The 24,010-nt window shown below is 71.5% G+C and carries 16 protein-coding genes and 1 pseudogene; 4 read left to right on the top strand and 13 right to left on the bottom strand.

Features of this window, described 5'->3' with window-relative positions; genetic code table 11:
* The 3 genes and pseudogenes from LXM50_RS06220 to LXM50_RS06210 all read right to left on the bottom strand — a co-directional run.
* Positions 1-204: pseudogene (locus LXM50_RS06220) on the bottom strand (hypothetical protein); the annotation flags it as partial.
* 167 nt (positions 205-371) lie between these two features.
* A complete protein-coding gene (locus tag LXM50_RS06215) occupies positions 372-2,180 on the bottom strand; it encodes an ABC transporter ATP-binding protein (protein WP_233310438.1) in 1,809 nt (602 codons plus the stop codon).
* Complete coding sequence (locus tag LXM50_RS06210; protein ID WP_233310437.1) at positions 2,177-4,096, bottom strand: ABC transporter ATP-binding protein; 1,920 nt, start codon at positions 4,094-4,096, stop codon at positions 2,177-2,179. The genes LXM50_RS06215 and LXM50_RS06210 overlap by 4 nt, the downstream gene beginning before the upstream one ends.
* A 608-nt stretch (positions 4,097-4,704) precedes the next feature.
* On the opposite strand from LXM50_RS06210, the gene LXM50_RS06205 reads away from it, so the two are divergent.
* From LXM50_RS06205 to LXM50_RS06190, 4 genes are all read left to right on the top strand, one after another.
* Positions 4,705-5,865, top strand: coding sequence for a M20/M25/M40 family metallo-hydrolase (locus tag LXM50_RS06205; protein WP_233310436.1), 1,161 nt, complete (start codon positions 4,705-4,707; stop codon positions 5,863-5,865).
* Positions 5,862-6,767, top strand: a complete 906-nt coding sequence (locus LXM50_RS06200) for a hypothetical protein (RefSeq protein WP_233310435.1) — start codon at positions 5,862-5,864, stop codon at positions 6,765-6,767. The genes LXM50_RS06205 and LXM50_RS06200 overlap by 4 nt, the downstream gene beginning before the upstream one ends.
* Positions 6,764-7,873 carry an o-succinylbenzoate synthase gene (gene menC / locus LXM50_RS06195; RefSeq protein ID WP_233310434.1) on the top strand — a complete coding sequence of 370 codons (1,110 nt, stop codon included), beginning with the start codon at positions 6,764-6,766 and terminating at the stop codon, positions 7,871-7,873. The genes LXM50_RS06200 and menC overlap by 4 nt, the downstream gene beginning before the upstream one ends.
* 103 nt (positions 7,874-7,976) lie before the next feature.
* A complete protein-coding gene (locus LXM50_RS06190; protein WP_233310433.1) occupies positions 7,977-9,587 on the top strand; it encodes a CdaR family transcriptional regulator in 1,611 nt (536 codons plus the stop codon).
* A gap of 73 nt (positions 9,588-9,660) precedes the next feature.
* Here LXM50_RS06190 and LXM50_RS06185 read toward each other — a convergent pair whose 3' ends face one another.
* From LXM50_RS06185 to LXM50_RS06140, 10 genes are all read right to left on the bottom strand, one after another.
* Positions 9,661-11,724, bottom strand: coding sequence for a prolyl oligopeptidase family serine peptidase (locus LXM50_RS06185; protein ID WP_233310432.1), 2,064 nt, complete (start codon positions 11,722-11,724; stop codon positions 9,661-9,663).
* Positions 11,721-13,025: an erythromycin esterase family protein gene (locus LXM50_RS06180; protein ID WP_233310431.1), complete on the bottom strand. Its 1,305-nt coding sequence runs from the start codon at positions 13,023-13,025 to the stop codon at positions 11,721-11,723. Before LXM50_RS06180 ends, LXM50_RS06185 begins: the two co-directional genes overlap by 4 nt.
* 61 nt (positions 13,026-13,086) lie before the next feature.
* Entirely contained in the window at positions 13,087-14,940 is a 1,854-nt protein-coding gene (locus LXM50_RS06175; protein WP_233310430.1) for an ABC transporter substrate-binding protein, read from the bottom strand.
* A 191-nt stretch (positions 14,941-15,131) separates the two neighbouring features.
* A complete protein-coding gene (locus LXM50_RS06170; RefSeq protein ID WP_233310429.1) occupies positions 15,132-16,037 on the bottom strand; it encodes an ABC transporter permease in 906 nt (301 codons plus the stop codon).
* On the bottom strand, positions 16,034-16,984 hold the full coding sequence (locus LXM50_RS06165) for an ABC transporter permease (protein ID WP_233310428.1): 951 nt from the start codon (positions 16,982-16,984) through the stop codon (positions 16,034-16,036). The genes LXM50_RS06170 and LXM50_RS06165 overlap by 4 nt, the downstream gene beginning before the upstream one ends.
* The gene (locus LXM50_RS06160) at positions 16,981-19,035 is read right to left on the bottom strand and encodes an ABC transporter ATP-binding protein (protein ID WP_233310427.1); all 2,055 of its coding nucleotides are present in this window, start codon (positions 19,033-19,035) and stop codon (positions 16,981-16,983) included. The genes LXM50_RS06165 and LXM50_RS06160 overlap by 4 nt, the downstream gene beginning before the upstream one ends.
* 148 nt (positions 19,036-19,183) lie before the next feature.
* Positions 19,184-20,227: a dipeptidase gene (locus tag LXM50_RS06155; protein WP_233310426.1), complete on the bottom strand. Its 1,044-nt coding sequence runs from the start codon at positions 20,225-20,227 to the stop codon at positions 19,184-19,186.
* A gap of 5 nt (positions 20,228-20,232) precedes the next feature.
* Positions 20,233-21,615: a serine hydrolase gene (locus tag LXM50_RS06150; RefSeq protein WP_233310425.1), complete on the bottom strand. Its 1,383-nt coding sequence runs from the start codon at positions 21,613-21,615 to the stop codon at positions 20,233-20,235.
* 101 nt (positions 21,616-21,716) lie between these two features.
* Complete coding sequence (locus LXM50_RS06145; RefSeq protein ID WP_233310424.1) at positions 21,717-22,223, bottom strand: methylated-DNA--[protein]-cysteine S-methyltransferase; 507 nt, start codon at positions 22,221-22,223, stop codon at positions 21,717-21,719.
* Complete coding sequence (locus LXM50_RS06140) at positions 22,220-23,809, bottom strand: DNA-3-methyladenine glycosylase 2 family protein (protein ID WP_233310423.1); 1,590 nt, start codon at positions 23,807-23,809, stop codon at positions 22,220-22,222. The genes LXM50_RS06145 and LXM50_RS06140 overlap by 4 nt, the downstream gene beginning before the upstream one ends.
* Positions 23,810-24,010 lie beyond the last annotated feature (201 nt).

Below are 24,010 nucleotides of genomic sequence, written 5' to 3'. Positions count from 1 at the left end.
GGCGCGAGCCACGCGCACGGCGACGCGGGCCTCGTTCGCCTGCCTCAGCGCGCTCTGCAGATCGAGGCGCGCGGCGTCGTAGCCGAGGCGACGGCCACCGGAACGGAGCTTCTGACGCACGCCGGCCACAGTCAGCACCGCCCCGCCGGCGACCACCGGCGCGACCCACCAGAACTCCGCGGCCGCGGACCAGATCGGATCCACACCTCGAGCCTACCGACCCGCTCCACGATGCCCTCCTCGGTCGATACGCCCCCGCCGGCGCAGAATGTTCGCAACGTCACAGGACAGATCCTGCACCGCCATCCTGCGGAGTCGCCGAAACCCCTCGGTACGACGTCGCCGTGGCACCGAGGGGTTCGGCCGGCCGCTCAGACCAGCGTCTGCTGCCACGCGGCGTGCAGCTGGGCGAACTTGCCCGTGCCGGCGATGAGGACGTCGGGGGCGTCGTCCTCGATGATGCGTCCATGCTCCATAACGAGCACGCGATCGGCGATCGCGACCGTCGACAGACGGTGCGCGATGATGATCGCGGTCCGGTCCGCGAGCAGAGTCTGCAGCGCGTCCTGGATCAACCGCTCCGACGGGATGTCCAGCGAGGCGGTCGCCTCGTCGAGGATCAGCACGGCGGGGTCGGCGAGGAAGGCCCGCGCGAACGAGATCAGCTGACGCTGCCCCGCCGAGACGCGCCCACCGCGCTTGTTCACGTCGGTCTCGTACCCGTCCGGGAGCGCGTCGATGAACGCGTCGGCACCCACGGCCCGCGCGGCGGCGCGGATCTCCTCCATCGTCGCGTCGGGCTTTCCGAGCGCGATGTTGTCGGCGACCGTGCCGCTGAACAGATACGCCTCCTGCGTGACCATGACGATCGCGCGGCGCAGATCCTTCGGATGCAGATCGCGCAGATCCACGCCGTCCAGCGTCACGGCGCCGGCCGTCGGGTCGTAGAAGCGCGACACGAGCTTCGCGAGCGTCGACTTGCCGGCACCGGTGGTGCCGACCAGTGCGATCGTCTGCCCCGCCGGGATGTCCAGGGAGAAGTCGGGCAGGATCACCCGGTCCTGGGCGTACCCGAACTCGACGTCGTCGAAGCGCACGTGGCCCTTCGACTCCCAGAGGTCGACCGCCTTGACCGGATCCGGAACCGTCGGCACCTCGTCGAGGACGCCGGACACCTTCTCCAGTGCGGCCGTGGCCGACTGGAACGAGTTCAGGAACATCGCGATCTCCTGCATGGGCGCGAAGAAGTTGCGCACGTACAGCACCGCGGCCAGCAGGATGCCGACCTGGATCTCACCGCTCGCCATCCGCACGCCGCCCCACACCACGACCACGCCGAGGGTGAGCGCGGCGACCGCCATGAGCCCGGGCTCGAACGTGCCGAAGAGCAGCATCGATCGACGGTTCACGTCGCGGTAGTCGCCGGCCACCTCCTGGAAGGACACGTCGTTGCGGGGCTCCTTGCGGAACGCCTTCACGGCGCGGATGCCGGTCATGGTCTCGACGAACTGCACGATGACCTTCGCGCTGATCACGCGCGACTCGCGGTACACGAGCTGCGAGCGCTGGTAGAACCAGCGCATCAGGTAGACCAGCGGAACGCCGGCGAGCACCAGCACCACACCGGACTCCCAGTCCACCAGCACGAGCGCGATGAAGGTGAACAGCCCGTACAGAAGGCCCGACACCAGCTGGTTGAGGCCGCCGTCCAGCAGCTCCCGGATCGAGTCCAGATCGCTCGTCTGGCGCGAGATGATCCGGCCCGAGGTGTAGCTCTCGTGGAACTCGAGGCTCAGCCGCTGGGTGTGCAGGAACATGCGCTTGCGCAGGTCGAGCAGCACCGCCTGCGTGATGCGGGCGGTGAGCACCGCGTACCAGCCGATCAGCGCGGATCCGACCGCGCCGATCACGAGGAAGGCGATCCCGACCACGATGGTCGGCATCCAGTCCGCGTGCTTGAGCACTGCCGGCAGCGCCGTGTTCAGCCCGTAGGCGATCAGTGCGGGGCCGGCGACCTGCGCGGCCGTCGAGATCACCAGCACCAGTGCGGTGAGCGTGATCTGCACCTTGAGCGGCGCGATCAGGGATCCGAACAGCCGCAGCGAGCGACGACGGATCGCGCGGCTCTCCTCGTGCGTGAGGTCGGAGCGGTCCTCGTCCTGGGTTCCGATGACGCTCATGCCTGCACCTCCTCGTTCTCGGCGTGGGTATCGGCGGCGCTCTCGCCGAACGCCTCGGTGGCGGGCGCGGCCTTGGGGACCGCCTCCCGGATCACGGGGATCGCGCCCGTGCGCGCGGCCTCCTCGGCCTCGAGGCTCGAGATCACGTGCCGGTAGTGCGCGCTCGTGCGCAACAGCTCCGAGTGCGCGCCGACCGCCGTCACCTTCCCGTTCTGCAGCAGCGCCACCCGGTCGGCGAGGGCCACGGTCGAGGGGCGGTGCGCGACGATGAGCGCCGTGGTCTCCGCGAGCACATGGCGCAGCGCCTCCTCCACGAGCGCCTCGGTATCGACGTCGAGCGCCGACAGCGGGTCGTCCAGCACGAGCACCTTGGGCTTGGCCGCCACGGCGCGCGCGAGCGCGAGCCGCTGACGCTGTCCGCCGGACAGGCTCAGCCCCTCCTCGCCGATCATCGTCTCGACGCCCTCGGGGAGCGTGTCGACGAAGGCGGCCTGCGCGACGTCCAGCGCTTCGCGGAGCACGCGCTCCGCCTCGTCGCTGTGCACGTCCAGATCGGCCCGGCCCAGCAGCACGTTCTCGCGCACGGTGGCCGAGAACAGCGTGGCGTCCTCGAACGCCATCGCGATGTGCGTGCGCAGCTCGGCCAGGGTGAGGTCGCGCACGTCGACACCGTCGAGCGTCACGCGCCCGCCGGTCACGTCGTACAGGCGCGTCGGGAGGGTCGTGAGCGTGGTCTTGCCGGATCCGGTGATGCCGACCAGCGCCATGGTCTCGCCGGGGCGCAGCACCAGGTCGATGCCGTCGAGCAGGTCGCGCTCGTGCGGGCGGGCGTCCTGGTAGCGGAAGCGGGCTCCCTCGAACGCGAGCTCGCCGCGGGGCTCCGCGATGCTCACCGGGTTCTCCGGATCGGTGATCGTGTTCTGCTCGTCGTAGATCTCGAAGACGCGGTCGGTGGCCGTGCGCGCGTCGAGCATGAACGAGAACAGGAAGCCGATCGACTCGATCGGCCAGCGCAGCACGGTCGCCATCGCGAAGTAGGCGAACAGCTCCGGCGCGTTGAGGGCGCCCTGGGCGATCAGCCAGATGCCGGCCACGAGGTTGAGCGCGAACGCGATCTCGGGCATCAGCACGAGCCAGAACCAGATCCAGCCCACCGAACGCGCCTTGCTCAGCTCGGTCTCGCGGAGCGACTCGGCCTGGCGCGCGAACTTCACGAGTGCGTGCTTGCCGCGGCCGAACGCCTTGAGCACGCGGATGCCGTGCACGCTCTCCTCGACGCTCGTGGCGAGGTCGCCGGCCTGATCCTGGCTGCGCCGGGTGAGCACGCCGTAGCGCTTCTCGAACAGGAAGCCCGAGATCCACAGCGGCACGGCCGTGATCAGGAAGATCGTGCCGAGCAGCCAGTGCCAGCGGAACAGCAGGGCCGCGCCGATGACGATGGTGAGCAGGTTGACGACGAGCAGCACCAGGCCGAAGGCGAGCCAGCGGCGGATGAGGCCGATGTCCTGCATCATCCGGCTGAGCAGCTGGCCCGACTGCCAGCGGTCGTGGAAGGCGACGGGCAGGCGCTGCAGGTTCGAGTACAGCTGCGTGCGCATGCGGTACTCCACCTGGGTGGCGGGGTTGAGCACGAACTGCCGACGCAGCCACACCATGAGGGCCTCGCCGAGGGCGAGCACCGTGACGGCGACCGCGCCCCAGATGATGGCGCCGATCTCGCCGGTGGCGATCGGGCCTTCGAGCACGACCTGGAGCAGCAGCGGCACGCACAGGGCTATGACGGCGGCGGCCAGAGCGGAGGCTCCGCCGCCGATGAGGCGCCAGGCGACCGGCTTCACGAAGGGCGCCAGGCGCGCGAGCGCGCGGGGCGTGGAGAGGGTGGAGGCGGATGAGGACGACGTGGATTCTTCAGACATGATTCTCAGCGGTTGCGTATCAGGGGGATGGCAGGGGACGAGAAGGAGCGGACGCGAGGCATCCGTGCGATGAGCGACCGGTGCGGCCGAGGGGGTCGGAGCGGTTCAGCGGCCCTGGGCCGCTGAACGTCCGCGAAGACGCAGAGGTTCCGCCGTGAGCGGGTGGGTCTGAGTCAGTCCTCGGCCGGGGTGATGGGCGAACCGGCGACAGCGCTGATCGACGATGCAGTGGTGATCGTGGGCATGGTGTCCTCCTCGGTTCGACGGCCGCCGGGTCGGTTGACGCGACAGCCGTCCAGCCTATGTTTGTGAACCGTCTGAACGCAAGCGTTTTCCCGAAACCGATCTCATCGCCCTCGTGGCCTGTCCCGGACCGTCGCCTTCGCACGGCTCGCTGGTACTGAGGGCAGCATCCGGCGCGCGGCATCCATTCCCGATCCGCCGGAAGCTCTGGGTCGGCCCGCGGTTCACACGACGGCACGGCGCGCGCCAGGAGTCCGATCGTCGGATCGGATCAACCGGAGCGTCCGGTTTCGGTCGAGCGGACAGCCGAGCGGCGTCCGCGGCTCAGCAGGATGGGAGCACGATCCCCTCCCGAAGGAGCCGCCATGCCGGAACCCGTCGAGACGCTGGTCGCGGAGATCCTGCGCCTCGTCCGCTGCGAGTCGCCGTCGGACGACCTCGCCGCCGTCGCCCGCAGCGCCGACGCCGTCGCCGAACTGGGCACGACCCGCCTCGGCGCGGCGCCGGAGCGGATCGTGCTCGATGGCCGCACCCACCTGCGCTGGCGCTTCTCCGGCGAGCCGAGGATCCTCGTCCTCGGCCACCATGACACGGTGTGGCCGATCGGGTCCCTGCACGAGCTGCCCGCCCGCGCGGACGAGCGGACGCTGGCGGGCCCCGGAGTCTTCGACATGAAGGCCGGACTCGTGATCGCCTTCCACGCGCTCGGCCTGCTTTCCGACCTGACCGGGATCACACTGCTCGTGACGGGGGACGAGGAACCGGGATCGACCACCTCGCGAGCGCTCATCGAGGACGAGGCCCGCGAGGCGGTCGCCGCGCTCGTGCTCGAGGCGGCGGGCCCCGACGGCGCGCTCAAGATCGCCCGCAAGGGGGTCTCGCGCTATGAGGTCGCCGTGCACGGGCGCGCATCGCACGCGGGGCTCGACCCGGAGCACGGGGTGAACGCGACATTGGAGCTCGCGCACCAGGTGCAGGCCGTGGCGCTCCTCGGGGACGCCGACGCGGGCACCACGGTCACCCCGACGCGCACGAGCTCCGGCACGACCACGAACACCGTCCCCGCCCAGGCCTCGTTCTCGGTCGACGTCCGTGCGCTCTCCGCCGCGGAGCAGGACCGCGTGCACGCCGGGATGCTCTCACTCACCCCTCGGCTGGCGGGTGCGCGCGTCGACGTCGACGGAGGGATCAACCGTTCCCCCCTCGCCGCCGACTCCTCCGCCGAACTGTTCCGTCGAGCGCAGCGGGTCGCGGACGCGCTCGCGCTGCCTCCGCTCGCGGGGATCAGCGTCGGCGGGGCCTCGGACGGCAACTTCACCGCAGGCGTGGGCACACCGACGCTCGACGGCCTCGGTGCGGTCGGCGGCGGGGCGCATGCCGCTCACGAGCACGTGCTGATCGCCGAACTCGAACCGCGGGTGCGTCTGCTGGCCGGCCTCATCGAGGACATCCGCGCGGCACCGCCGGGCCCGCCTGCCCCGGTCGCACTCCCGGCGTCGGCCTCGACCACCGCTCCCGTCCGATGATCGGAGCCACCGCACCCACCACGGGGGAACGGGCAAGCCTGCTCGCAGATGCGGACCGCGCCGCGATGGCCGCGGAGGCCGCGTCCGGAGCGACGATCCGCCCGCTCGACGACATGCGCGACCTGGCGGCCGTGCGGGCCCTGTACGAGCGCATCTGGCGTACAGGGGCGACGAACCCTCCGGTCACGGCCGACATGCTGCGCGCCCTGGTGCAGGCCGGTAACCAGGTCTCGGGCGCGTTCGACGACCGCGACGGAGCCCCGGAGCTCGTCGGCGCCTGCTTCGGCTTCTTCGGTCCGCCCGCCTCGCGGAACCTGCACAGCCACATCGCCGGCACGACCCCGCGCGCGCGAGGGCGGCACCTCGGCTTCGCCCTGAAACTGCATCAACGCGCCTGGGCTCTGCACCGCGACGCGGACACGATCACATGGACCTATGACCCGCTCATCCGCCGCAACGCGCACTTCAACCTCGGCAAGCTCGCGGCGTCGGTCGACACGTACCTTCCGCGCCTCTACGGCGCGCTCGACGACCGCATCAACGGCGGCGATGAAACGGACAGGATCCTGGTGCGCTGGGAACTGGGGGCCCTGCGCACCCTCGCCGCGGTCGAGCACCGACCGTTCGCGGTCGATGCCGCCCGGGCTCGCGCCGAGGGCGCTGCCGTCGCGCTGCGCCCCGATGATTCCGACGCCCCGAGTCTCGCCGCACCTGACGCCGACACGGTGCTGATCGGCGTGCCCGCCGACATCGAGGGCATGCGCGAGACGGATCCGCGGCGCGCCGCCGACTGGCGTCTCGCCCTGCGCGACGTCATGGGAGAGCTGCTCGCCGACGGCGCGACCGTCCGCGGCTTCGATCGCACCGGCTGGTACATCATCGACAGACAGGAGAGGCCATGAAGCTCGAGGGCGTGGAGGTCCGGACGATCCGGATGCCGCTGGTGAGCCCGTTCCGCACCTCGTTCGGCACCGAGACCGTGCGCGAAGCGGTGCTCGTGCGGGCGGTCGGCGCCGACAGCGAGGGCTGGGGAGAATGCGGCGCGAGCGCGCTGCCGCTGTACAGCTCGGAGTACACACCGGCTGCAGCAGCGGTGCTCACCGACGTCCTGGCGCCCGCACTCGCGGACCGCGGCGACCTGGACCCGCATCGGATCGCCGGAATCCTGGCGCCGTTCAAGGGGCACCGCCAGGCCAGGGCCGCGCTCGAGACGGCGGTCCTGGACGCCGACCTCCGTTCCCGCGACGTGCCGCTGTCCTATCACCTCGGCGCCGTCAAGGACCGGGTCGCGTGCGGTGTCTCGGTGGGCATCACCCCGACGATCCCCGCACTTCTGGACGCCGTCGAGGGCTATCTCGCCGACGGCTACGTGCGGATCAAGCTGAAGATCGAGCACGGCTGGGATCTGGAGCCCGTGCGGGCCGTGCGCGAACGCTTCGGCGACATCCTGCTGCAGGTCGATGCGAACGCCGCCTACGGGAGGGCCGACATCGAGCACCTCGCACAACTGGATGCCTTCGATCTGTCCCTGCTGGAGCAGCCGCTCGCCGCCGACGATCTCGCGGGCCACGCGATGCTCGCCCGACGGATCAGCACGCCGATCTGCCTGGACGAGTCGATCCTGTCGGCCGCGCACGCCGCGCAGGCGATCGAGCTCGGCGCCTGCCGCATCGTCAACATCAAGCCGGGTCGCGTCGGCGGCTACCTCGAATCCCGGCGGATCCACGACCTCTGCGTCGCGCACGGGGTCCCCGTGTGGTGCGGCGGCATGCTGGAGACCGGCATCGGCCGCGCGGCCAACCTCGCTCTGGCCGCTCTGCCCGGCTTCACCCTGCCCGGCGACACCTCGGCCTCCGAGCGCTACTACGAGACCGATGTGACGGCGCCGTTCCGGCTCGACGACGGGCACATGAGCGTCCCCACCGGGCCGGGTATCGGCGTGACGCCGGATGCCGCGGTGCTCGACGAGGTGACCGTCTCACGCGCCTGGATCCCGTTCGCATCATGAGCGGCGCAGCAGGCGGCGGCGCGCGTTCGGACGTCGGCGGAGTCCGCGACGGACGCCGCACGACAGCGCGAGGCCCCGTGCTAGCGTCGCGAAGGTGCCCCCGATGAACCACCGCCCGCAGGTCACCCTGGTGCGGGTGCTCGAGGCACTGGACACCACGCTGCTCACGGTCGTCTGCGGCACGGTCGCACCCGAGCGCACGATCGAGGCGATCGTGATCCACGATCCTCGCGACGAGCCGGACGCCCCGCGCAACTCGCTCGTGATGGGCGTCGGCGTCGAGGATCCGGAGCTCGTGAGGCGCTTGCTCCCCCTGCTCGCCCAGGCCGGTGTGACGGCCCTCGTGGTCCGCGCCCCGTTCGACGCCGACGACGCGCTGCGGGCCGAGGCCGAGGCGACCGGCGTCGTGATGCTCGCGCTGAACCCCGGCACGACATGGGCGCACCTGGCCGGCATGCTGCGCTCACTCATGACGCCCGGGGATCCGGACGAGGCGCGGCCGGTGACGTTCGGCGGCATCCTCGCGGGCGACCTGTTCGCGGTGGCCGACGCGATCGCGGCGCTGCTGGAAGCCCCCGTGACGATCGAGGATCGCAACGCGCAGCTGCTGGCCTTCTCGAACGGCCCCGAGCAGCAGCGCGCACCGGGGATCCGCGCCCGCCCCCTGCCGTCGCAGGACGTGCGCGCGCTCGAGGAGAGCGGCGCCCTCGCCCGGATCGCGCGGAGCGAATGGCCTGTCGAGGTCGCCACCGGCTCCGCCGGCGACGAGGTGCGCACCGCGATCGCCGTCCGCGCCGGGGACGAGGTGCTCGGCACGATCTGGACCGCGGGCTCGCTCACTGCGGAGCGCAGCGCGTCCCTCCACGATGCCGCGAAGCTCGTCGCGATGCACATGGTGTGGCAGCGCACGGATGCCGACGTGGAGCGCCGGCTCCGCGCCGAGCTGCTGCGCACCGCGCTCTCCGGCGGCCCCTCCGCCGGAGAGGCGGTGCACCGCCTGGGGCTGCGCGAGGAGCACAGCGTCGTGCTCGCCCTGACCCTCCACGATCCCGCCGCCGAGCAGCTCTCGCACGCGCACCTCGCCGCGGAGCGCAAGCGCGTCGCCGACGCGTTCGCCGTGCACCTGTCGTTCGCGCACCCGCGCTCGGTCTCCGGCCTCGTCGGCGACATCGCCTACGGCGTGCTTCCTCTCGTCTCCACGGCGGACGCAGACGAAGAGGGCGACAGCGCTGTGCGCGTGGCGATGGAGTTCCTCGCCCGGATGCGCTCGACGCTGCGTCCGCTCATCGGCGTCGGCATCGTGGTCACGGAGACCTCGCTCCTCCCTCGCTCCCGAGCGAGCGCCGACCGCGCGCTTCGGGTGCTGCGCGCCGGCATCGTGGACCGCCAGGTCGCCAGGCTCGATGAGGTGCACGCCGAGGCGCTGCTGCTCGAGCTCGCCGGACCCGCGCGGGACATCCCGTCCGGTCCGCTCGCGCGGCTGCTCGCCTATGACGAGGCGCACGGCAGCAGCCTCGCCGAGACGCTCGAGGCCTGGCTCGATGCATTCGGCGACGTCGGCGTCGCAGCCGCAGCGAAGTTCGTGCACCCCAACACGTTCCGCTACCGCCTGCGCCGCGTGGCGGAGGTCGGCCGGATCGACCTCGATGACCCGAACGCGCGCTTCGGCGCGATGATGCAGCTGCGCCTGCGGGCCATCAATCCTGAGCGCTGACCCGCGCCGGGACACTCCCCGACGCGGGAACCCGTGCGTGGAGGCGCCGATCGGACCGGGTCGGGTCTCGCGTTCAGCGGCGCGACTCGGGCCGGACCGGATCCGGCAGACCGAGCGCTCCCAGGAGGCACGCGAGCCAGGCCGCGTCCTGCGCGACGATCACGTCATGCCCGGTGCCGGATCCATGGCCGGCATTCTCGTAGACGTGCAGCAGGATCGGCGCCGGTCCGCGCTGCGCCGCCTGCATGCGCGCCACGAACTTGCGTGCCTGCCACGGCGGACAGCGCGGGTCGTTGGCACCGGCCTCCACGTAGAGCAGCGGGTAGTCCGCCGGTCGCACGCGCTCGTACGGGGACAGCGAGATCATGCGCTCCACGTCGACGGGATCGTCGGGGTCGCCCCAGGCCTTGCGGATCACGAACTCCAGATACGGGTTGCGGAAGCCACCGACGAGGTCGAGCAGCGGGGCGCGCGGCAGCACCGCGCACCACAGGTCGGGGCGCGCGGTGATCGCGTTGCCGCACATGAGCCCGCCGTCGGAGCCGCCGGACAGCGCGAGCCGGCCTGGTGCTGCGATCCCCGCGGCGACCACGTCCTCGGCCACCGCGAGCAGGTCGCCGTCGCGGGTGCCGCGTCGTTCGCGGTCGGCCGCCCGGAACCAGGCGCTCCCGAACTCTCCCCCTCCGCGCAGGTACGCCTGCACGACGGTGCCTCCCGAGGCCAGGACGGCCGCGAGATCCGGCTGGTACTGCGGAAGGGTGGGGATCCCGGCGGCGCCGTATGCCGAGATCAGCACCGGAGCCGCCCCGGACCCGCCCCGCGGGCGCACGACGTGGTAGGGGATCGCGGTGCCGTCGGAGGCCGTCGCCTCGCGCAGCTCCGCGGTCGCGTCGATCACGATCTCGGGTTCGCGCAGCACCTCGAGCGCACCGCCCGGTCGGTGCCGGTACACGCCCCACGACGAGGTGAGCGTCGAGAACGCGAAGAGGAAGGTTCCGTCCCGGCTCTCGGCTGCGAGACCGGTCAGTGGGAAGAACGGGGCGGCGAGAGCGCCCTCTCCCGGCAGGGGCAGGGTGCCCCGTTCGGCGCCGCTCTCGTCGAGGATCCGCACGCGCGCGGCGGTGCGGTGGAACTCGCTCAGGTACAGCGCATCACCGACCGGGAGCACGGAGCGCAGCACCGCGTCGCTCTCCGGCACCAGCTCCGTCCAGCAGGACGGGTCGGCCGGATCGGCGGCGTCGAGCGGGATCGCGACGAGCCGGCGGCGGGGCGCGTCCAGGTCTGTGACGGCGACATAGCGGTCACCCACGATGTGCCCCACGACGGTCTCCGGCCGCGACGGCAGGAAGGGACGCCACGGCGCAGCGGGATCGGCGAGGTCGCGCACCGCGACGGGGAACGGCGTGCCGACCCGGTGACTCGCGACCGCCCAGCGTCCGTCCGGAGAGAACTGGATCCGGGTGTACTCGCGCGATCCTGCCGGGACCGGCACGTCCTCGATCGCGGACGGTCCCCGCATGCCCAGCTTCCGGCGGTACACCACCTGACGGAAGTCGTGCGCGGTGCTGGAGAGGCCGAGGAAGGCGAAGCCCGTGCTGTCGGGGAACCACGAGATCCCTCCGCCCCAGGAACTGTGCAGCAGCTCCGGCGGGGCGTCGTCGCGCAGCGCGCCCGTGCTCGTCTCGACGAGCTCGACCCGATTGTGCTCGCTGCCGTCGGTGCAGACCCCGAGCGCCAGCAGCGCACCATCGGGCGACGGGGCGAACCAGCTGAGCACGGCCGTGCTGCCCGGCGCGTCGAAACGGGCGAGATCCACAAGGGTGCGCCCGACGCCGTAGGGCTCGTCGGCGACCACCAGACGGCGCCCCTCCGCACGGAACCAGCGTCCGTTCCCGCCGCGGGGCAGCTCCGGCCAGGCACCGGTGTGGCTGCGCTCGACCAGGGCGAGGACGGCCTCACGGTCGTGGCCGGCCCAGATGCTCTGCTCGGCGTGGGACGCCTGGGCGCGCTGCCAGTCGGCGACCTCGCCCGGGACCGAGGCATCGCCCTCGAGCCAGCGGTAGGGATCCGGCACCGCGATGCCGGCGACGATCTCCACGGTGTCCTCGACCCGGGCCGGCAGCGGTGCGACGCTCATGCGAGGCCCTCCTGCCCGTCGCCCGGCGCGTCGGACCGTGCGCCGGCACCCGGAGGCGACGGAGCCGCGTCGCCTCCGCCGGGGCTCTGGCGCCCGACGCCGAACTCCGCCTGCAGCCGGTCGAGGTGGCCGGGCACGAGCTCGACCCGATGCCGGTGCGCGACCGCGTCGAACGCGCTCGTCGCATCGGCGAGCGGATCCATCCCCCCGCCCGCGTGGGTGCCCTCGACTCCGTCCCGCAGCGCGGCGGGCGCGTCGCGCAGATCGACGAGCACGTCACCGAGCGGATCCAGGGCGAGTTCGAGCGAACCAGGGGCGGGTTCACGCTCCGAGAGCGCCGCCTCCCAGTCGAAGGGACGCGGCGAGCGCTCGGCGAACGAGACCACGGGGCCGTGCCCGTAGGTCATGCCGATCACTCGCAGCCCGGCGCCGAACCGCTCGTGCAGCAGCGTGCCGATCGTCGGTCGGCCGTGCAGCGGCTCCCGGCGCACGTGCGCGTTGTGCGCGAGCACCAGGATCCGCTCCTCGCGCTCCGCGATCCACGCGACAGTGTCGGCCATGAGCCGCTCCCGCGGGTACGCACCCGGCTCGCCGTCCCAGGCGAGCTCCGCGAGGAAGGCATCGAGCGTCGCCGCGCTCCGCCGCGCGATGTCGTCGCCGTCTCGCTCCACCCGCGCACGCAGCCCGGCGATGCCGTCGCGGATGCGGGCTCGCCCTTGCTCGTCCAGGCTCTCCCAGGCGATCGCCGCCTCGGTGCGTCCGCCGAGATCCGTGATCCGGCGCAGCTCGTCGTCGCCGGGGTGCGCGGGGATGTGCGCGAGGCACACCCGCACAGCGGGTCCGGGCGAGGTCGAGGATCCCGGCAGGTCCATGCCCCAGAAGCGCAACGAGCCGCCGGCCGCCCCGGACTCGCCGGGCCCGGTCGCGCGCGCCGTCCGACGCTGCTCGTTCTCCGAGCGCATCCAGCCCAGCTGCCGGCGGACGGCGTCGGAATCGCCGAAGCCGTAGGTGATCCCGGCCCGGGCGACGTCCTCGACGTCGCCCGGGCCGCCCTGGATCCACGCGTCGACGGCCAGCCCTTCCGCGAAACCCGACTCGCGCACGAAGGCGGTGAAGCCGAGCTCCGTCGCGAGCGTGCGGAACAACCCGTCGCCGAGCCGGGCGAAGTCGTCGATGCCGTGGGCGCCCTCGCCGAGCAGTACGACGCGCGCATCACCGACCAGGCCCCGCACCAGAACGGGATCCCAGGGGGCGCCGGGTGCCGCCAGCGGGCGGACGTACGTCCGATCGGTCTCGCGCATCAGGGATGATCCTCTCACCGTCACGGGACCGGCCTCTCGTGACCGGCCCCGTTCCGGGTCGCTATTTCTGCTTCTGGGTGAAGGACCACTGCTCCGGGGAGTAGATGAACTTCAGCAGGCCCTCGAACGTGTCCGGCGGCCCGGAGAGCGTGCTCTTCCAGACGATGAGGTTGTCCGGGGTCGGCAGGAACAGCACCGGCAGGTCCTTCGACAGCAGGGTCGTCTCGGCACTCAGCGCCTTCGGGTCGGATCCGAACACGCTCGCCTCGATCGCCTTGTCGGCGTCCGCGTTGCTGTAGCTGCCGAGGTTGAAACTGCCATCGGTGTTGAACGCGCCGTTCGCGGTCGGGTACGAGGTCATCACCAACGGCCCGCTGTCCTGCATGGCCCATTCGTTCGTGTTCGCCGGTGCGCCGGGATTCGTGTAGTTCTCGTACATGTAGTTCAGGGACTTCGAGACGACCTTCACGTCGATCCCGATCTTCTTCGCCTCCGAGGAGAACGCGAGGTCGCGTGCGCCGACGTAGCTCGGAGAACTCGCCGAGGCGAGCGTGAACGAGATCTTCTGCCCCTTGGCGATGCCCGCACCGCACTGGTCGGATCCGGTGCCTGCCCGCTCGCAGGTCGTGCCCGCCTTGTCGACCTTCCAGCCATGATCGGCGAGCAGCTTCTCGGCCGTCCGGGGGTCGAAGGGGTAGGGCGCCTTGTCGCCGAAGGCGGGCGGGAAGGCCGAGCCCAGCCCGACGGTGGCGTAGTTCTCACTCGCAGCGCCGTTGTAGACGCCGCGGCTCTTGATGTACCGCGGCTGGTCGACGAGATGCTGGAGCGCCTGTCGCACATAGGGCTGGGCGATGATCTTGTCGAACCCTCCCGTGGTGTTCGCGAAGTTGATCACCAGGGGATCCGAACGCGCGGGGGCGGGGGCCGCGTAGACGTTGTAGCCCTTCTTCCGCAGATCCTCGATCTTCGAGGAGTAGCTGGAATCGAGACGCCCGACCGTGATCGTGCCCGCCTGGTACTGGTTGTAGATCGCGGCGGCCGAGGTGAAGGCCTTGAAGTCGACCTGCTCGAGCCGATGCTCCCCCGGACCCGTGTACGCCTTGTTGGGGGTGAGCGAGAACGATCCGGTGGTCGGTTCGAAGCTCTTCAGCGCATACGGTCCGCTCACGACCTGCCACAGGGGGTTCGTCGCGAAGGTGGACTGGTCGGAGGACTGCCCGGTGAGGAACGTGTAGATCGCGCCCGCGTTCGCCGGATCCGTGTAGTCCAGCACCGGCCCGCCGCTCGCGGCGATGCTCCAGTCCGCCGAGGGGAGGACGACGAGCTGCTGAAGGAGCGATTCCAGGTACGCGGGGTTGTACGCCTTCTCGAGCGTGAACACCACGGTGTCGGTCCCCTGCGCGGTCGCGGTCACCCCGTCCGGGAACTGCCCGGGCGTGTAGAACGCCCAGTTGGCAGCGCTCTGGGCGACGGCGGCCTTGAGGATGTCGAGCGAGAAGACGACGTCTCCGGCGGTGAGGGCCTTGCCGTTGGACCAGCTGTTCTTCCTCATGGCGATCGTCACGGTGCGGCCGTCGTCGCTGTAGACGGGGGCCTCGGCGAGGCTCGTGCCCGCGTTGCTCTTGCCGTCGGCGTCGGCGCGATACAGCGTGCGCCACATCAGGTCGTAGCCGATCACCGCGCCGTTCGCCTCGGCCGGCGGGTACGGGAAGATGTAGTTCGGGGCGAGGCCGGGCGTCATCGCGATCGTGATGACGCCGCCGTCGACGGCCTTGCCGCTCGCGGCCGGGATGGTGCGGTACTGCGAGGGGTCGACCTTGGTGGTCCCGGCGGTGCAGCCGGTGGTGATCAGGGCGGCCGCGACCGTGAGCGCGATCAGGAGGCGCCGTCGCCTCCGGGGAACCTGCGGGTTCATGCTGTGCTCCTTCTTCGAATTCATCGGGTTCGTCGAGCGGGTTCGTCGGGTTCTTCGGTTTCCGGGGCGATCCCGCCGGGTCCCGGATCCTGCTGATTCGAGCGTGCAGGACGCCTGATCCGGCACGTTCAGAGATCCGGACAGTTTCCGTTCCGCCCGGCTGTCAGGGTGGACACACCCGCTCCGCGCACTCACCGCCGCCGATCGAGAACGTCGCGCAGGGCGTCGCCGAGAAGGTTCAGCCCCAGCACCACGACCACGATGCACAGCCCTGCGGGGTAGATCAGCCACCAGTTGCCGGCAGTGATGTACGCGACGCCGCTGGAGAGCTGGCTGCCCCAGTCCGTGACCGGATAGCTCAACCCGAACCCGAGGAATCCGAGCGCGGCGATCACGAGGATGGCGTCGGCGACCTGGAAGGTGAGGTTCACGATGATCACGCCGAACGTGTTCGGGATGAGGTGCGTGAAGATGATCCTGCGGTCCCCCGCACCCATGAGCCGCGCGGCCTGTACGAACTCGCGCACCCGCAGCGACAGCACCTCGCCGCGGATGAGCCGCGCCGAGACGAGCCAGGAGAAGCCGCCGATCACAAGGCTCAGAGTGAGGGGTGTCGCGGTGAACCGCGCCGCGATGATGAGCACGAAGAACAGGAACGGGATCGCGAGCAGCACGTCGACGAACCGCATCATGATCCCGTCGACGACGCCCCCGGCGAGCCCCGCGACAGCGCCGTAGATCGTGCCGAGCGTCGTGGCGAAGACGGCGGCCAGCAGGCCGATCTCGAGCGACACCTGTCCGCCCAGCATGAGCCGGCCGAGCACGTCGAAGCCGTTCGAGTCGGTGCCGAGCGGGTACCCCTCCCCCGGCGGCAGGAGCGCATCGAGCAGGTTCACATCGGTCTGGTTCGTCGGGTACAGCAGCGGGCCGACGAAGCTGAACAGCACCAGCAGCGCGAGCAGCGCCGCCCCGGTCACAGCCATCGGACGGCGCCGCAGCGCCCGCAGGACCGCTCCCGCGGCGAGCGGCCGCGCCCTCGATGCGGTCGCGACGATGACGTCGGTCTTCTCGGACAGCTCTGGGTGTGCGGTGGTCATCTGCTCAGCTCGATCCGTCGGTCCGCGCGTGCGACCACGAGGTCGGCGAGGAGGTTGCCCAGCACGGTGAGGGCACCGCCGATGAGCGTGTAGGCCAGCAGCACCGGATAGTCCTCGCGATGCAGGCTGTTCAGGAACAGGAGGCCGAGGCCGGGGTAGTTGAACACCGACTCGACGATGAGATTGCCCGCCAGGAGCGTCGGGATCATGACGCCGACGAGCGTGATGAGCGGGATGCAGGCGTTGCGCAGCAGGTGCCGCATCAGGACGATCCGCTCCGGGGCTCCCTTGGCGCGCGCCACCTTGATGTAGTCCATGCCGAGCTGTTCGAGCGCCGCGGAGCGCTGGTACTGCGAGAAGACGACGACATTCGTGAGCGCGAGCGTGAGCAGAGGCAGCGCCATCGCGCGCGGATCCGTGAACACGACCCAGGGCGAGGCGGACTGCGAGGCCTCCGCGGGGAAGAGCGGCACGAGTTGGCTGAGCAGCGCGATCAGCAGGAGCGCGACGAGGAACGACGGCGTCGCGTAGAGCAGATAGGCGACGCCGGTGGCGGCGCGATCGACGACGGTGTTCCGCCGGACCGCCTGAAGGATCCCGAGCGGGATCGCGATGAGCAGCGCGAGCACGAGACCCGAGAGGGACAGCACGGCGCTGCGCCCCGCGTTCTGCGCGAACAGCACCGACACCTCCTCGTTCAGCTTGTAGGAGCGCCCGAGGTCGCCGTGCAGCAGCTGTCCCACGTAGTCGACGTACTGCGCGAAGAGCGGACGGTCGAACCCGTTCTCCCGGTTGAACGCGTCGACTGCGGCGGCCGAGGCCTGCGGGCCGAGCACGACCCTGCCCGGGCTATCGGAGATGAGATGCAGCATCACGAAGATCACGATCGAGATGCCGATCAGCACGAGCAGTGAGATCAGGATCCGGCGCAGCAGATAGGAGATCATGCCGCCGCCTCCGTCTCGGTCCGGTCCGCATCGGGGCTCGGGGCACCCTTCGCTGTCGTCTTGGGCTGCAGCGGGAAGTGGCACGCGACGTCGTGGCCGGTGCCGACTGCTTCCAGCACCGGCTCCTCCGCCGCGCACAGCTCGGTCGCGAGCGGGCATCGCGTGCGGAACCGGCAGCCGCTGGGAGGGTCGAGCGGGCTGGGCAGTTCTCCCCGCACGCGCTCGGCACCGACCGGCACCGGGGCGTCCGGATCCGCGACGGGCACCGCCGCGAGCAGACCGGCGGTGTACGGATGCGCGGGCCGCTCGTAGACGTCATCCGTCGCGCCGGTCTCGACGATCTTGCCGAGGTACATGACCCCGACCCGGTCGGAGAGGTAGCGGATGACCGACAGGTCGTGAGAGATCACCACGTTGCTGAGCCCTCGCTCGCGCTGCTGGGTGCGCATCAGGTTCAGCACCTGGGAGCGGATCGAGACGTCCAGGGCGCTCACCGGCTCATCGGCGACCAGGACGTCGGGATCAAGCGCGAGAGCCCGGGCGAGCCCGATGCGCTGACGCTGCCCGCCGGAGAGCTCATGCGGATACCGCTCCATGATCGACGGACCGAGCCCGACGCTGTCGAGCAGCGCGATCGCCCGCTCGGTGCGCTCCGCCGTCGTACCGATGCCCTGGATCGCGAGGGGCTCGCGCAGGATCGTGCCGATCGTCATCTTCGGGTCGAGCGCGGCGCCGGAGTCCTGGAACATCATCTGCAGCCGCGCCCGATGGGCTCCGAGCGCCCGCCTGCTCACCCCCGAGACGCGCGCGCCCTCGAGCCGCACCTCGCCCGCCGTGGGCCGGTCCATCGCGACGAGCATGCGCCCCAGCGACGACTTGCCGCACCCGGACTCCCCGACGAGGCCGAGGGTCTCGCCCGCTCGCACGGTGAAGCTCACCCCGGAGACCGCCTTCACGGTGCGCCGACGCCCCTTCGGCGTCCAGCCCGAGACGGGGTGCTCCTGTACGAGCTCGAGGACCTCGAGCCGGGGCACCGCCGACGAGTCCACGACGCGGCCGGCGGGAAGGGCGCGGCCCTGCCGCACCGCCGTCGCCCCGTCGACGGGGTTCCAGCACGCGAAGACGTGCCCGCCGTCGCCGTCCAGCGGCGGCCGCTCGGTCCGGCAGCGATCCGTCGCGGCCGCGCAGCGCGGCGCGAACCGGCACCCGGGAACCGTCTCCACAGGGTCCGGCGGGGATCCGGGGATCGAGAACAGCTCGGCGCCGCGGTCCTGCTCGAGCGACGGGATCGAGTCGAGCAGCGCCCGGGTGTAGCGGTGCTTCGTGCGCCGGAACAGCGAGCGGGTCGGGCCCGTCTCCACGAGTCTTCCCGCGTACATGACGCCGACCCGGTCGGCGTGCCGTGCCACCACGCCCATGTCATGCGTGACGAGGATCATCGCCATGCCGAGCTGATCCTTGAGCCCGCCCAGCAGGTCCAGGATCTCGGCCTGGATCGTGACGTCGAGCGCGGTCGTGGGCTCGTCGGCGATGAGCAGATCGGGTTCGGTGATGAGCGCCATCGCGATCATCACCCGCTGCCGCATCCCGCCGGAGAGCTGATGCGGATAGTCGCGCATGCGCTCGGAAGGGCGCGGAATGCCCACGAGCGCCAGCATCTCCTCCGCCCGGCGCAGCGCCTCCGACCGGCGTGCCAGTCCGTGCAGCAGGAGCGGCTCCGCAACCTGGTCGCCCACACGCTGAGTGGGGTTCAGTGCGGTGAGCGAGTCCTGGAAGACCATCGAGATCCGGCGCCCGCGCAGTGCACGGAAGGCGCGCGGGTCCGCACCGACGAGCTCCTCGCCGTCGAAGCGGATCGATCCGCTGGTCACCACGGATCCGCTCGGCAGCATCCCCATGATGGACAGACCCGTCATCGACTTGCCGGATCCGGTCTCGCCGACGATGCCGAGCGTCTCGCCACGAGCGAGGTCGAGGTCGACGCCGGAGAGAGGACGCACGGTCCGCTCCCCCGTGCGGATCTCGACCGAGAGGTCTCGAATCGTCAGCATTGCGCGCTCCCTTGCGCCCGCCGCTCCGCACGGCCGGGCCTGTTCTTCCATGATCCTGCGCCACCGCGATGGGGCGGCGTTCGTCCGGTCCGTCGAACGGCGCAGCCTCCGTTCGTCCGCCGAGACGACTCTCGACGATCGGACCCGGTCAGCGGGCCGAAGGTCGTCCGAGCTGTTCCCGGAACAGCCGCTGCACATTGCCGCCGAGCACGCCGAGGATATCGGCCTCGGCCCACCCTCGTCGCAGCAGCGCCTCGGTGACGAGCGGCAGCCCCTCCGGACCTTCCAGCCCGGGCAGGTAGACATCGGCCGGGACACCCTGCACCTCGGTGACCACGCAGCATGGCGGTGTGGTCTCACCGATCACCTCCCGCACGAAGTCGGGACCGAGGCCCACGTGGTCGCTCCCGGCGATCATCACGATGTGCTCCAGATGATCCACGAGCCGCTCGATCGTGGCGGGTTCCGCGTCGAGGAACGGCGCGAAGAAGTTCGCGCAGATCACGCCGCCGCCCGCGGCGATCGCGGCGAGGTGCTCGTCGGAGAGATTGCGATGGTGATCACGCAACGCTCGCGCGGACGAATGCGTCGCGATCACCGGCCTGGTCGCGATCTCCAGCACGTGCGAGACGCCCGCGACGCCGAGGTGGCTGAGGTCGACCAGCATGCCGATCCGCTCCATCTCGCGCACCGCGGAGATGCCGGCCCCGCTCAGCCGGCTGCCGGCGGCGTCCTCGCCGGATCCGTCGGCGAACGCGCTCCGCCCGACGTGGGTGAGAGAGCCGACGCGCACGCCGAGGCGGTGCATGGTGGCGATCAGCTCCACGTCCGCGTCGACGCCGGGCATGCCCTCGAGCGCCAGCACGAGGGCGATCCGCCCCTCGGCGATCGTGCGATCGACGTCCTCGCCGGAGCGGCAGAGCGCCACGCGGCCGGCGTTCTCCTCCGCGAGGCGATGCGCGGCCTCCACCATGCGCAGCGTGCGCCGCAGCGCGGACTCGGGGCGGTAGGCGTCCTCGACGAACACGGGGAGCACCTGCAGATCCACCCCGCCGGCCTCGAGCTGCGGCAGCCATCGCTCGCGGAAGAAGCTCCCCCACCGGTGCGGAGGACGGGCCACGACGGCGCACAGCAGATCGTTGTGCGCGTCCGCGACCACCGCTCTGCGATGCAGGGCGCCGGCGTCAGGCATCCCGATCATGAAGCGACCCGCCGGTCCGCCCGGCCGACGTGCAGGAATTCGGCTCGGCCTGCGCCGTCGTCGCCGAGGAAGGCCACGGGCTGGTGCACGCCGTCCTCCGACTCGGTCGGCAGGAACGACTCGCCGCGCCAGCGCACCAGTGCGGTGACGTAGGGAGGATCCCCGACCTCCTCCGCGATGCCGACCGGGGTGCGTTCCAGCACCAGGGCGTCCCCCTTGCGCACGATCTCGGTCACCGAGGTCGCCGAGGCGTAGCGCCCCTCGTAGCGGCGCGTGTCGCCGAGCGGCGCACCCGAGGGCATCGGCGGCGCTGCGCGTGGCGCGCTCGCGAAGTCCTCCATCACACCGTTCATCAGCTCCGCCATGAGCGCTCGCGCGCCTCCTCCGTTGGCCAGGACCGCCACGACGACGCCCCGCTGGGGCTCGATGCGCAGCAGAGCCGACTGTCCGATCGTGCTGCCGTCGTGCCCGAACAGCGCGCGTCCGCCGTGCTCGAACAGCTCCCAGCCCAGACCCCATGCCACGCCCTGGGCGATGTCGGGGAGGCGCACGTGCGCCTGCTGCATCGCGGAGACCGCGTCCGCGGACAGCACACGGGCGCCGTCCGCAGCGACGCCGGAATGCAGATGCACGCGGGCGAACGTCACAAGGTCTGCGGCGCGCATGGCGAGCATCGATCCGGCGGGCGCGTTCGAGCGCCCCATCGACCAGATCGGCACCGGTGCCAGAGGCGCGCCGGGCCGCGGGGCGAGGTGCCCGACCGCGACCCGCTGACGCACCGCCTCGGCCGCATCCACCGCGGCGTGGCCGAGGCGCAGCGGATCCAGGATCCGCTCGCGCAGCGCTCGCTCCCAGCTCTGTCCGCGCAGGACCTCGACGATCCGCCCGAGCAGGCAGTACCCCGCGTTGTTGTAGGACCAGAGCGCGCCGGGAGGGAACAGGGCGGGCGTGCGGTCGGCGAGCAGCGCCACGTAGTCGCGGAGCGCGTCGTCGCCCGCACCGGTGTCGTCGAACACATCGCCCTCGAAGCCTCCGGTGTGCGTGAGGAGCCTCCGAGCGGTGATGCCCGGGGCCGCCGGTGCGCCGGAGAGCCGCAGACCCGGCAGCACCGCGGTGATCGGAGCGTCCAGATCGAGAAAGCCGTCGTCGACGAGTTGCATCGCGAGGGTTGCGGTGAAGGCCTTCGTGATCGAGCCGATCTGGAACACCGCATCGGCGGTCGCCGTCACGCCCGTCCCGAGGTTCAGCGTCCCGTCGGCCGCCGCGGCGGTGCACTCCCCGACGCCGACGGCGACGGACACCGCCGGCACGTCGTGTGCACGGCGCAGGGCGGGCAGGCGCTCGTTCAGCGCCGTGCGGAACGCGTCGAGATCGGGCATGGTCCTCCTCCGGTCGCGCCGAGCCTATGGCGCGACCGGAGGAGGGAGTTCATCGGGTCGGACGACCACGGCGGCTGCAGTTGGTCCGCCGGGCCAGACGCTCACGCGGCGATCGCGTGTGCGGCCTCCCGGTCGAGCAGGCGGCGCTTGACGTCCTCGCCCCACGCGAAACCGCCGAGGGTGCCGTCGGTGCGCAGCACGCGGTGGCAGGGGACGAACAGGGCGGGAGCGTTGCGTGCGCAGATCGACGCAGCGGGGCGTACGGCCCCCGGCTTGCCGAGGGCGACCGCGAACTCGGTGTAGGTGAGCGGCTCGCCGGGCGTGATGCGACGCAGCGCCTCCCACCCCGTGTTCTGCATGTCGGTGCCGAACTGGCGGACCTCGACGGTGTCGATCGCGGCGAGGTCTCCCGCGTAGTAGGCGTCGACGGCAGCCGCCGCCGTCGTGGTCCCCTCGACGACGTCGACGGGACGGTTCTTCTCGGCGAGGCGATGCAGGATCGCCTCCTGGTCGTCGGTCCACCCCGAAGCGAGCACGCGGTCCTGCTCGTCGGCGAGGATCGTGAAGGGCCCGTCGGGGGTGTCGATGGTCTGGATGATGGCGGTCATTTCGAGCCTTTCGTGGTCGAGAGGGTCTGGGTGGTCTTCGTGGTCTGAGTCGGCGCGGCGCGCGATGCGCCGGCACCGGTCGTGGCCGCCCTGGGGTTCTTGGCGGCCTTCGGCGGGACCGCGCGCCAGAGATGCGCGGTCAGGTAGCTGCGCCAGGGCGCCGTGCGGACGGCCCACGCGTCCAGCGGCACCGCCTCGGAGGGCAGCCCCGCCGCGGCGGCTCCCGCACGGGCGGCGACGTCGCCGGGCAGGAACACGTCGGGATCGCCGAGCACGCGCATCCGCACGTAGTCGGCCGTCCACGGCCCGATCCCCGGCATCGCCAGCAGCGCGGCGCGCTGCGCCTCGCCGTCGTCCCCGAGCGTCAGCCGCAGCGAGCCGTCGGCGAGGGCCGCGGCGGCTCCCGTGACGGCCTTGATCCGCGCGGCAGGTCCGCGCAGCACCTCGTGTCCGCGCTCGGCGATGGCGGTCATGGTGGGGAACAGGATCCCCTCCCCCTGCGGGTCGTCGGCGGATCCGACCCTCTCCCCGAGCTCTTGAGCGAGCAGGGTCAGGGCGGTCCGCGCGGCGGCGACCGTGATCTGCTGCCCGATCATGGCGCGGATGAGCATCTCATGCGGATCCGCCGCTCCCGGAACCCTGATGCCGGGAAGACGGGTCACCAGTAGTGCGAGCGTCTCATGCGCGGACAGCGCGGCGTCGACCGCCAGCGGATCCGCATCGAGGTCGAACAGGCGGCGGGCACGGGCGACGAGGGGCGCGAGGTCGCCGAGCTGCGCCAGCCGGGCGCGCAGGTGCAGCCGGTCGGCGGCGTCGAGGCTCAGCTCGAACCAGCCAGGGCCGCCATCCAGCCGCAGATGCCGCGAGAACCGGCGCTCCCCCACATCCTCGACGCCGGGGAGCGCCCGGGCGCGCATCCACGCGAACAGGCCGTCGGCGTCGAACGGCTTGCGATAGGGCAGCAGCAGATCGATCTCGCCGGGCACCGCCGTCGCCGCGGCCATCGCGTCCCTGCCGTGGCGCCGCGCGCGCAGTTCCCCCGGTGCCAGGCCGAACACCTCGCGCACGGTGTCGTTGAACTGGCGCACGCTCGCGAACCCCGCGGAGAACGCGACATCGGCGATCGGCAGATCGGTGCCGACCAGGAGCATCCGGGCGGTGTGCGCACGGTGGGCGCGGGCGAGAGCGAGCGGCCCCGCCCCGAGCTCCCCGGCCAGCAGCCGCGTCAAGTGGCGCGCCGAATATCCGAGCCGTGCGGCGAGTCCCGGCACGCCCTCGCGCTCCACGACGCCGTCGGCGATGAGGCGCATGGCGCGTGCGGCGACGTCACCGCGCAGGTTCCATTCCGGCGAGCCTGGGGCGGCTTCGGGCAGGCAGCGCTTGCAGGCGCGGTATCCGGCCTCGTGCGCGGCGGCGCTGGTCGGGAAGAAGGTGACGTTCTCGGGCTTGGGCGTGCGGGCGGGGCAGCTCGGCCGGCAGTAGATCCCGGTCGAGCGCACAGCCGTGACGAACTGCCCGTCGAAGCGGGTATCGCGCGCGTCGATCGCGCGGTACCGCTCGTCGAAGGTCATTCCGGGGAAGCTCATGCCTCCACTCTGACACGACCGAAACCCGCAGGCTCGCGGAAATCGGACATGACAGTTCTCCCTCCCCTGCGCCCCTCTGCCGCGCGCCGCGACTCCCCTCCTTCCGCGCTTCCCGCACCCCTGTCACGCCGAGACCCCCACGGCGCGTCGAAACCCCCGCGTAGCGGCGTCTCTCCGTGGGGGTTTGGACGCTACGTGGGG

The organism is Microbacterium sp. Au-Mic1 (assembly GCF_021341785.1).
Classification (GTDB): domain Bacteria; phylum Actinomycetota; class Actinomycetes; order Actinomycetales; family Microbacteriaceae; genus Microbacterium.
Note: the sequence above shows the minus strand (reverse complement) of the source record. Positions and strands in the feature narration are given on the sequence as shown.

Bases quoted from the DNA above. Each gene is read 5' to 3' on its own strand.
- LXM50_RS06140 (WP_233310423.1), bottom strand. From the start codon at position 23,809: ATGAGCTTCCCCGGAATGACCTTCGACGAGCGGTACCGCGCGATCGAC.
- LXM50_RS06185 (WP_233310432.1), bottom strand. From the start codon at position 11,724: ATGAGCGTCGCACCGCTGCCGGCCCGGGTCGAGGACACCGTGGAGATC.
- LXM50_RS06170 (WP_233310429.1), bottom strand. From the start codon at position 16,037: ATGACCACCGCACACCCAGAGCTGTCCGAGAAGACCGACGTCATCGTC.
- LXM50_RS06160 (WP_233310427.1), bottom strand. From the start codon at position 19,035: ATGCTGACGATTCGAGACCTCTCGGTCGAGATCCGCACGGGGGAGCGG.
- LXM50_RS06180 (WP_233310431.1), bottom strand. From the start codon at position 13,025: ATGCGCGAGACCGATCGGACGTACGTCCGCCCGCTGGCGGCACCCGGC.
- LXM50_RS06205 (WP_233310436.1), top strand. From the start codon at position 4,705: ATGCCGGAACCCGTCGAGACGCTGGTCGCGGAGATCCTGCGCCTCGTC.
- LXM50_RS06190 (WP_233310433.1), top strand. From the start codon at position 7,977: ATGAACCACCGCCCGCAGGTCACCCTGGTGCGGGTGCTCGAGGCACTG.
- LXM50_RS06210 (WP_233310437.1), bottom strand. From the start codon at position 4,096: ATGTCTGAAGAATCCACGTCGTCCTCATCCGCCTCCACCCTCTCCACG.
- LXM50_RS06145 (WP_233310424.1), bottom strand. From the start codon at position 22,223: ATGACCGCCATCATCCAGACCATCGACACCCCCGACGGGCCCTTCACG.
- LXM50_RS06215 (WP_233310438.1), bottom strand. From the start codon at position 2,180: ATGAGCGTCATCGGAACCCAGGACGAGGACCGCTCCGACCTCACGCAC.
- LXM50_RS06175 (WP_233310430.1), bottom strand. From the start codon at position 14,940: ATGAACCCGCAGGTTCCCCGGAGGCGACGGCGCCTCCTGATCGCGCTC.
- LXM50_RS06165 (WP_233310428.1), bottom strand. From the start codon at position 16,984: ATGATCTCCTATCTGCTGCGCCGGATCCTGATCTCACTGCTCGTGCTG.
- LXM50_RS06155 (WP_233310426.1), bottom strand. From the start codon at position 20,227: ATGCCTGACGCCGGCGCCCTGCATCGCAGAGCGGTGGTCGCGGACGCG.
- LXM50_RS06150 (WP_233310425.1), bottom strand. From the start codon at position 21,615: ATGCCCGATCTCGACGCGTTCCGCACGGCGCTGAACGAGCGCCTGCCC.
- menC (WP_233310434.1), top strand. From the start codon at position 6,764: ATGAAGCTCGAGGGCGTGGAGGTCCGGACGATCCGGATGCCGCTGGTG.
- LXM50_RS06200 (WP_233310435.1), top strand. From the start codon at position 5,862: ATGATCGGAGCCACCGCACCCACCACGGGGGAACGGGCAAGCCTGCTC.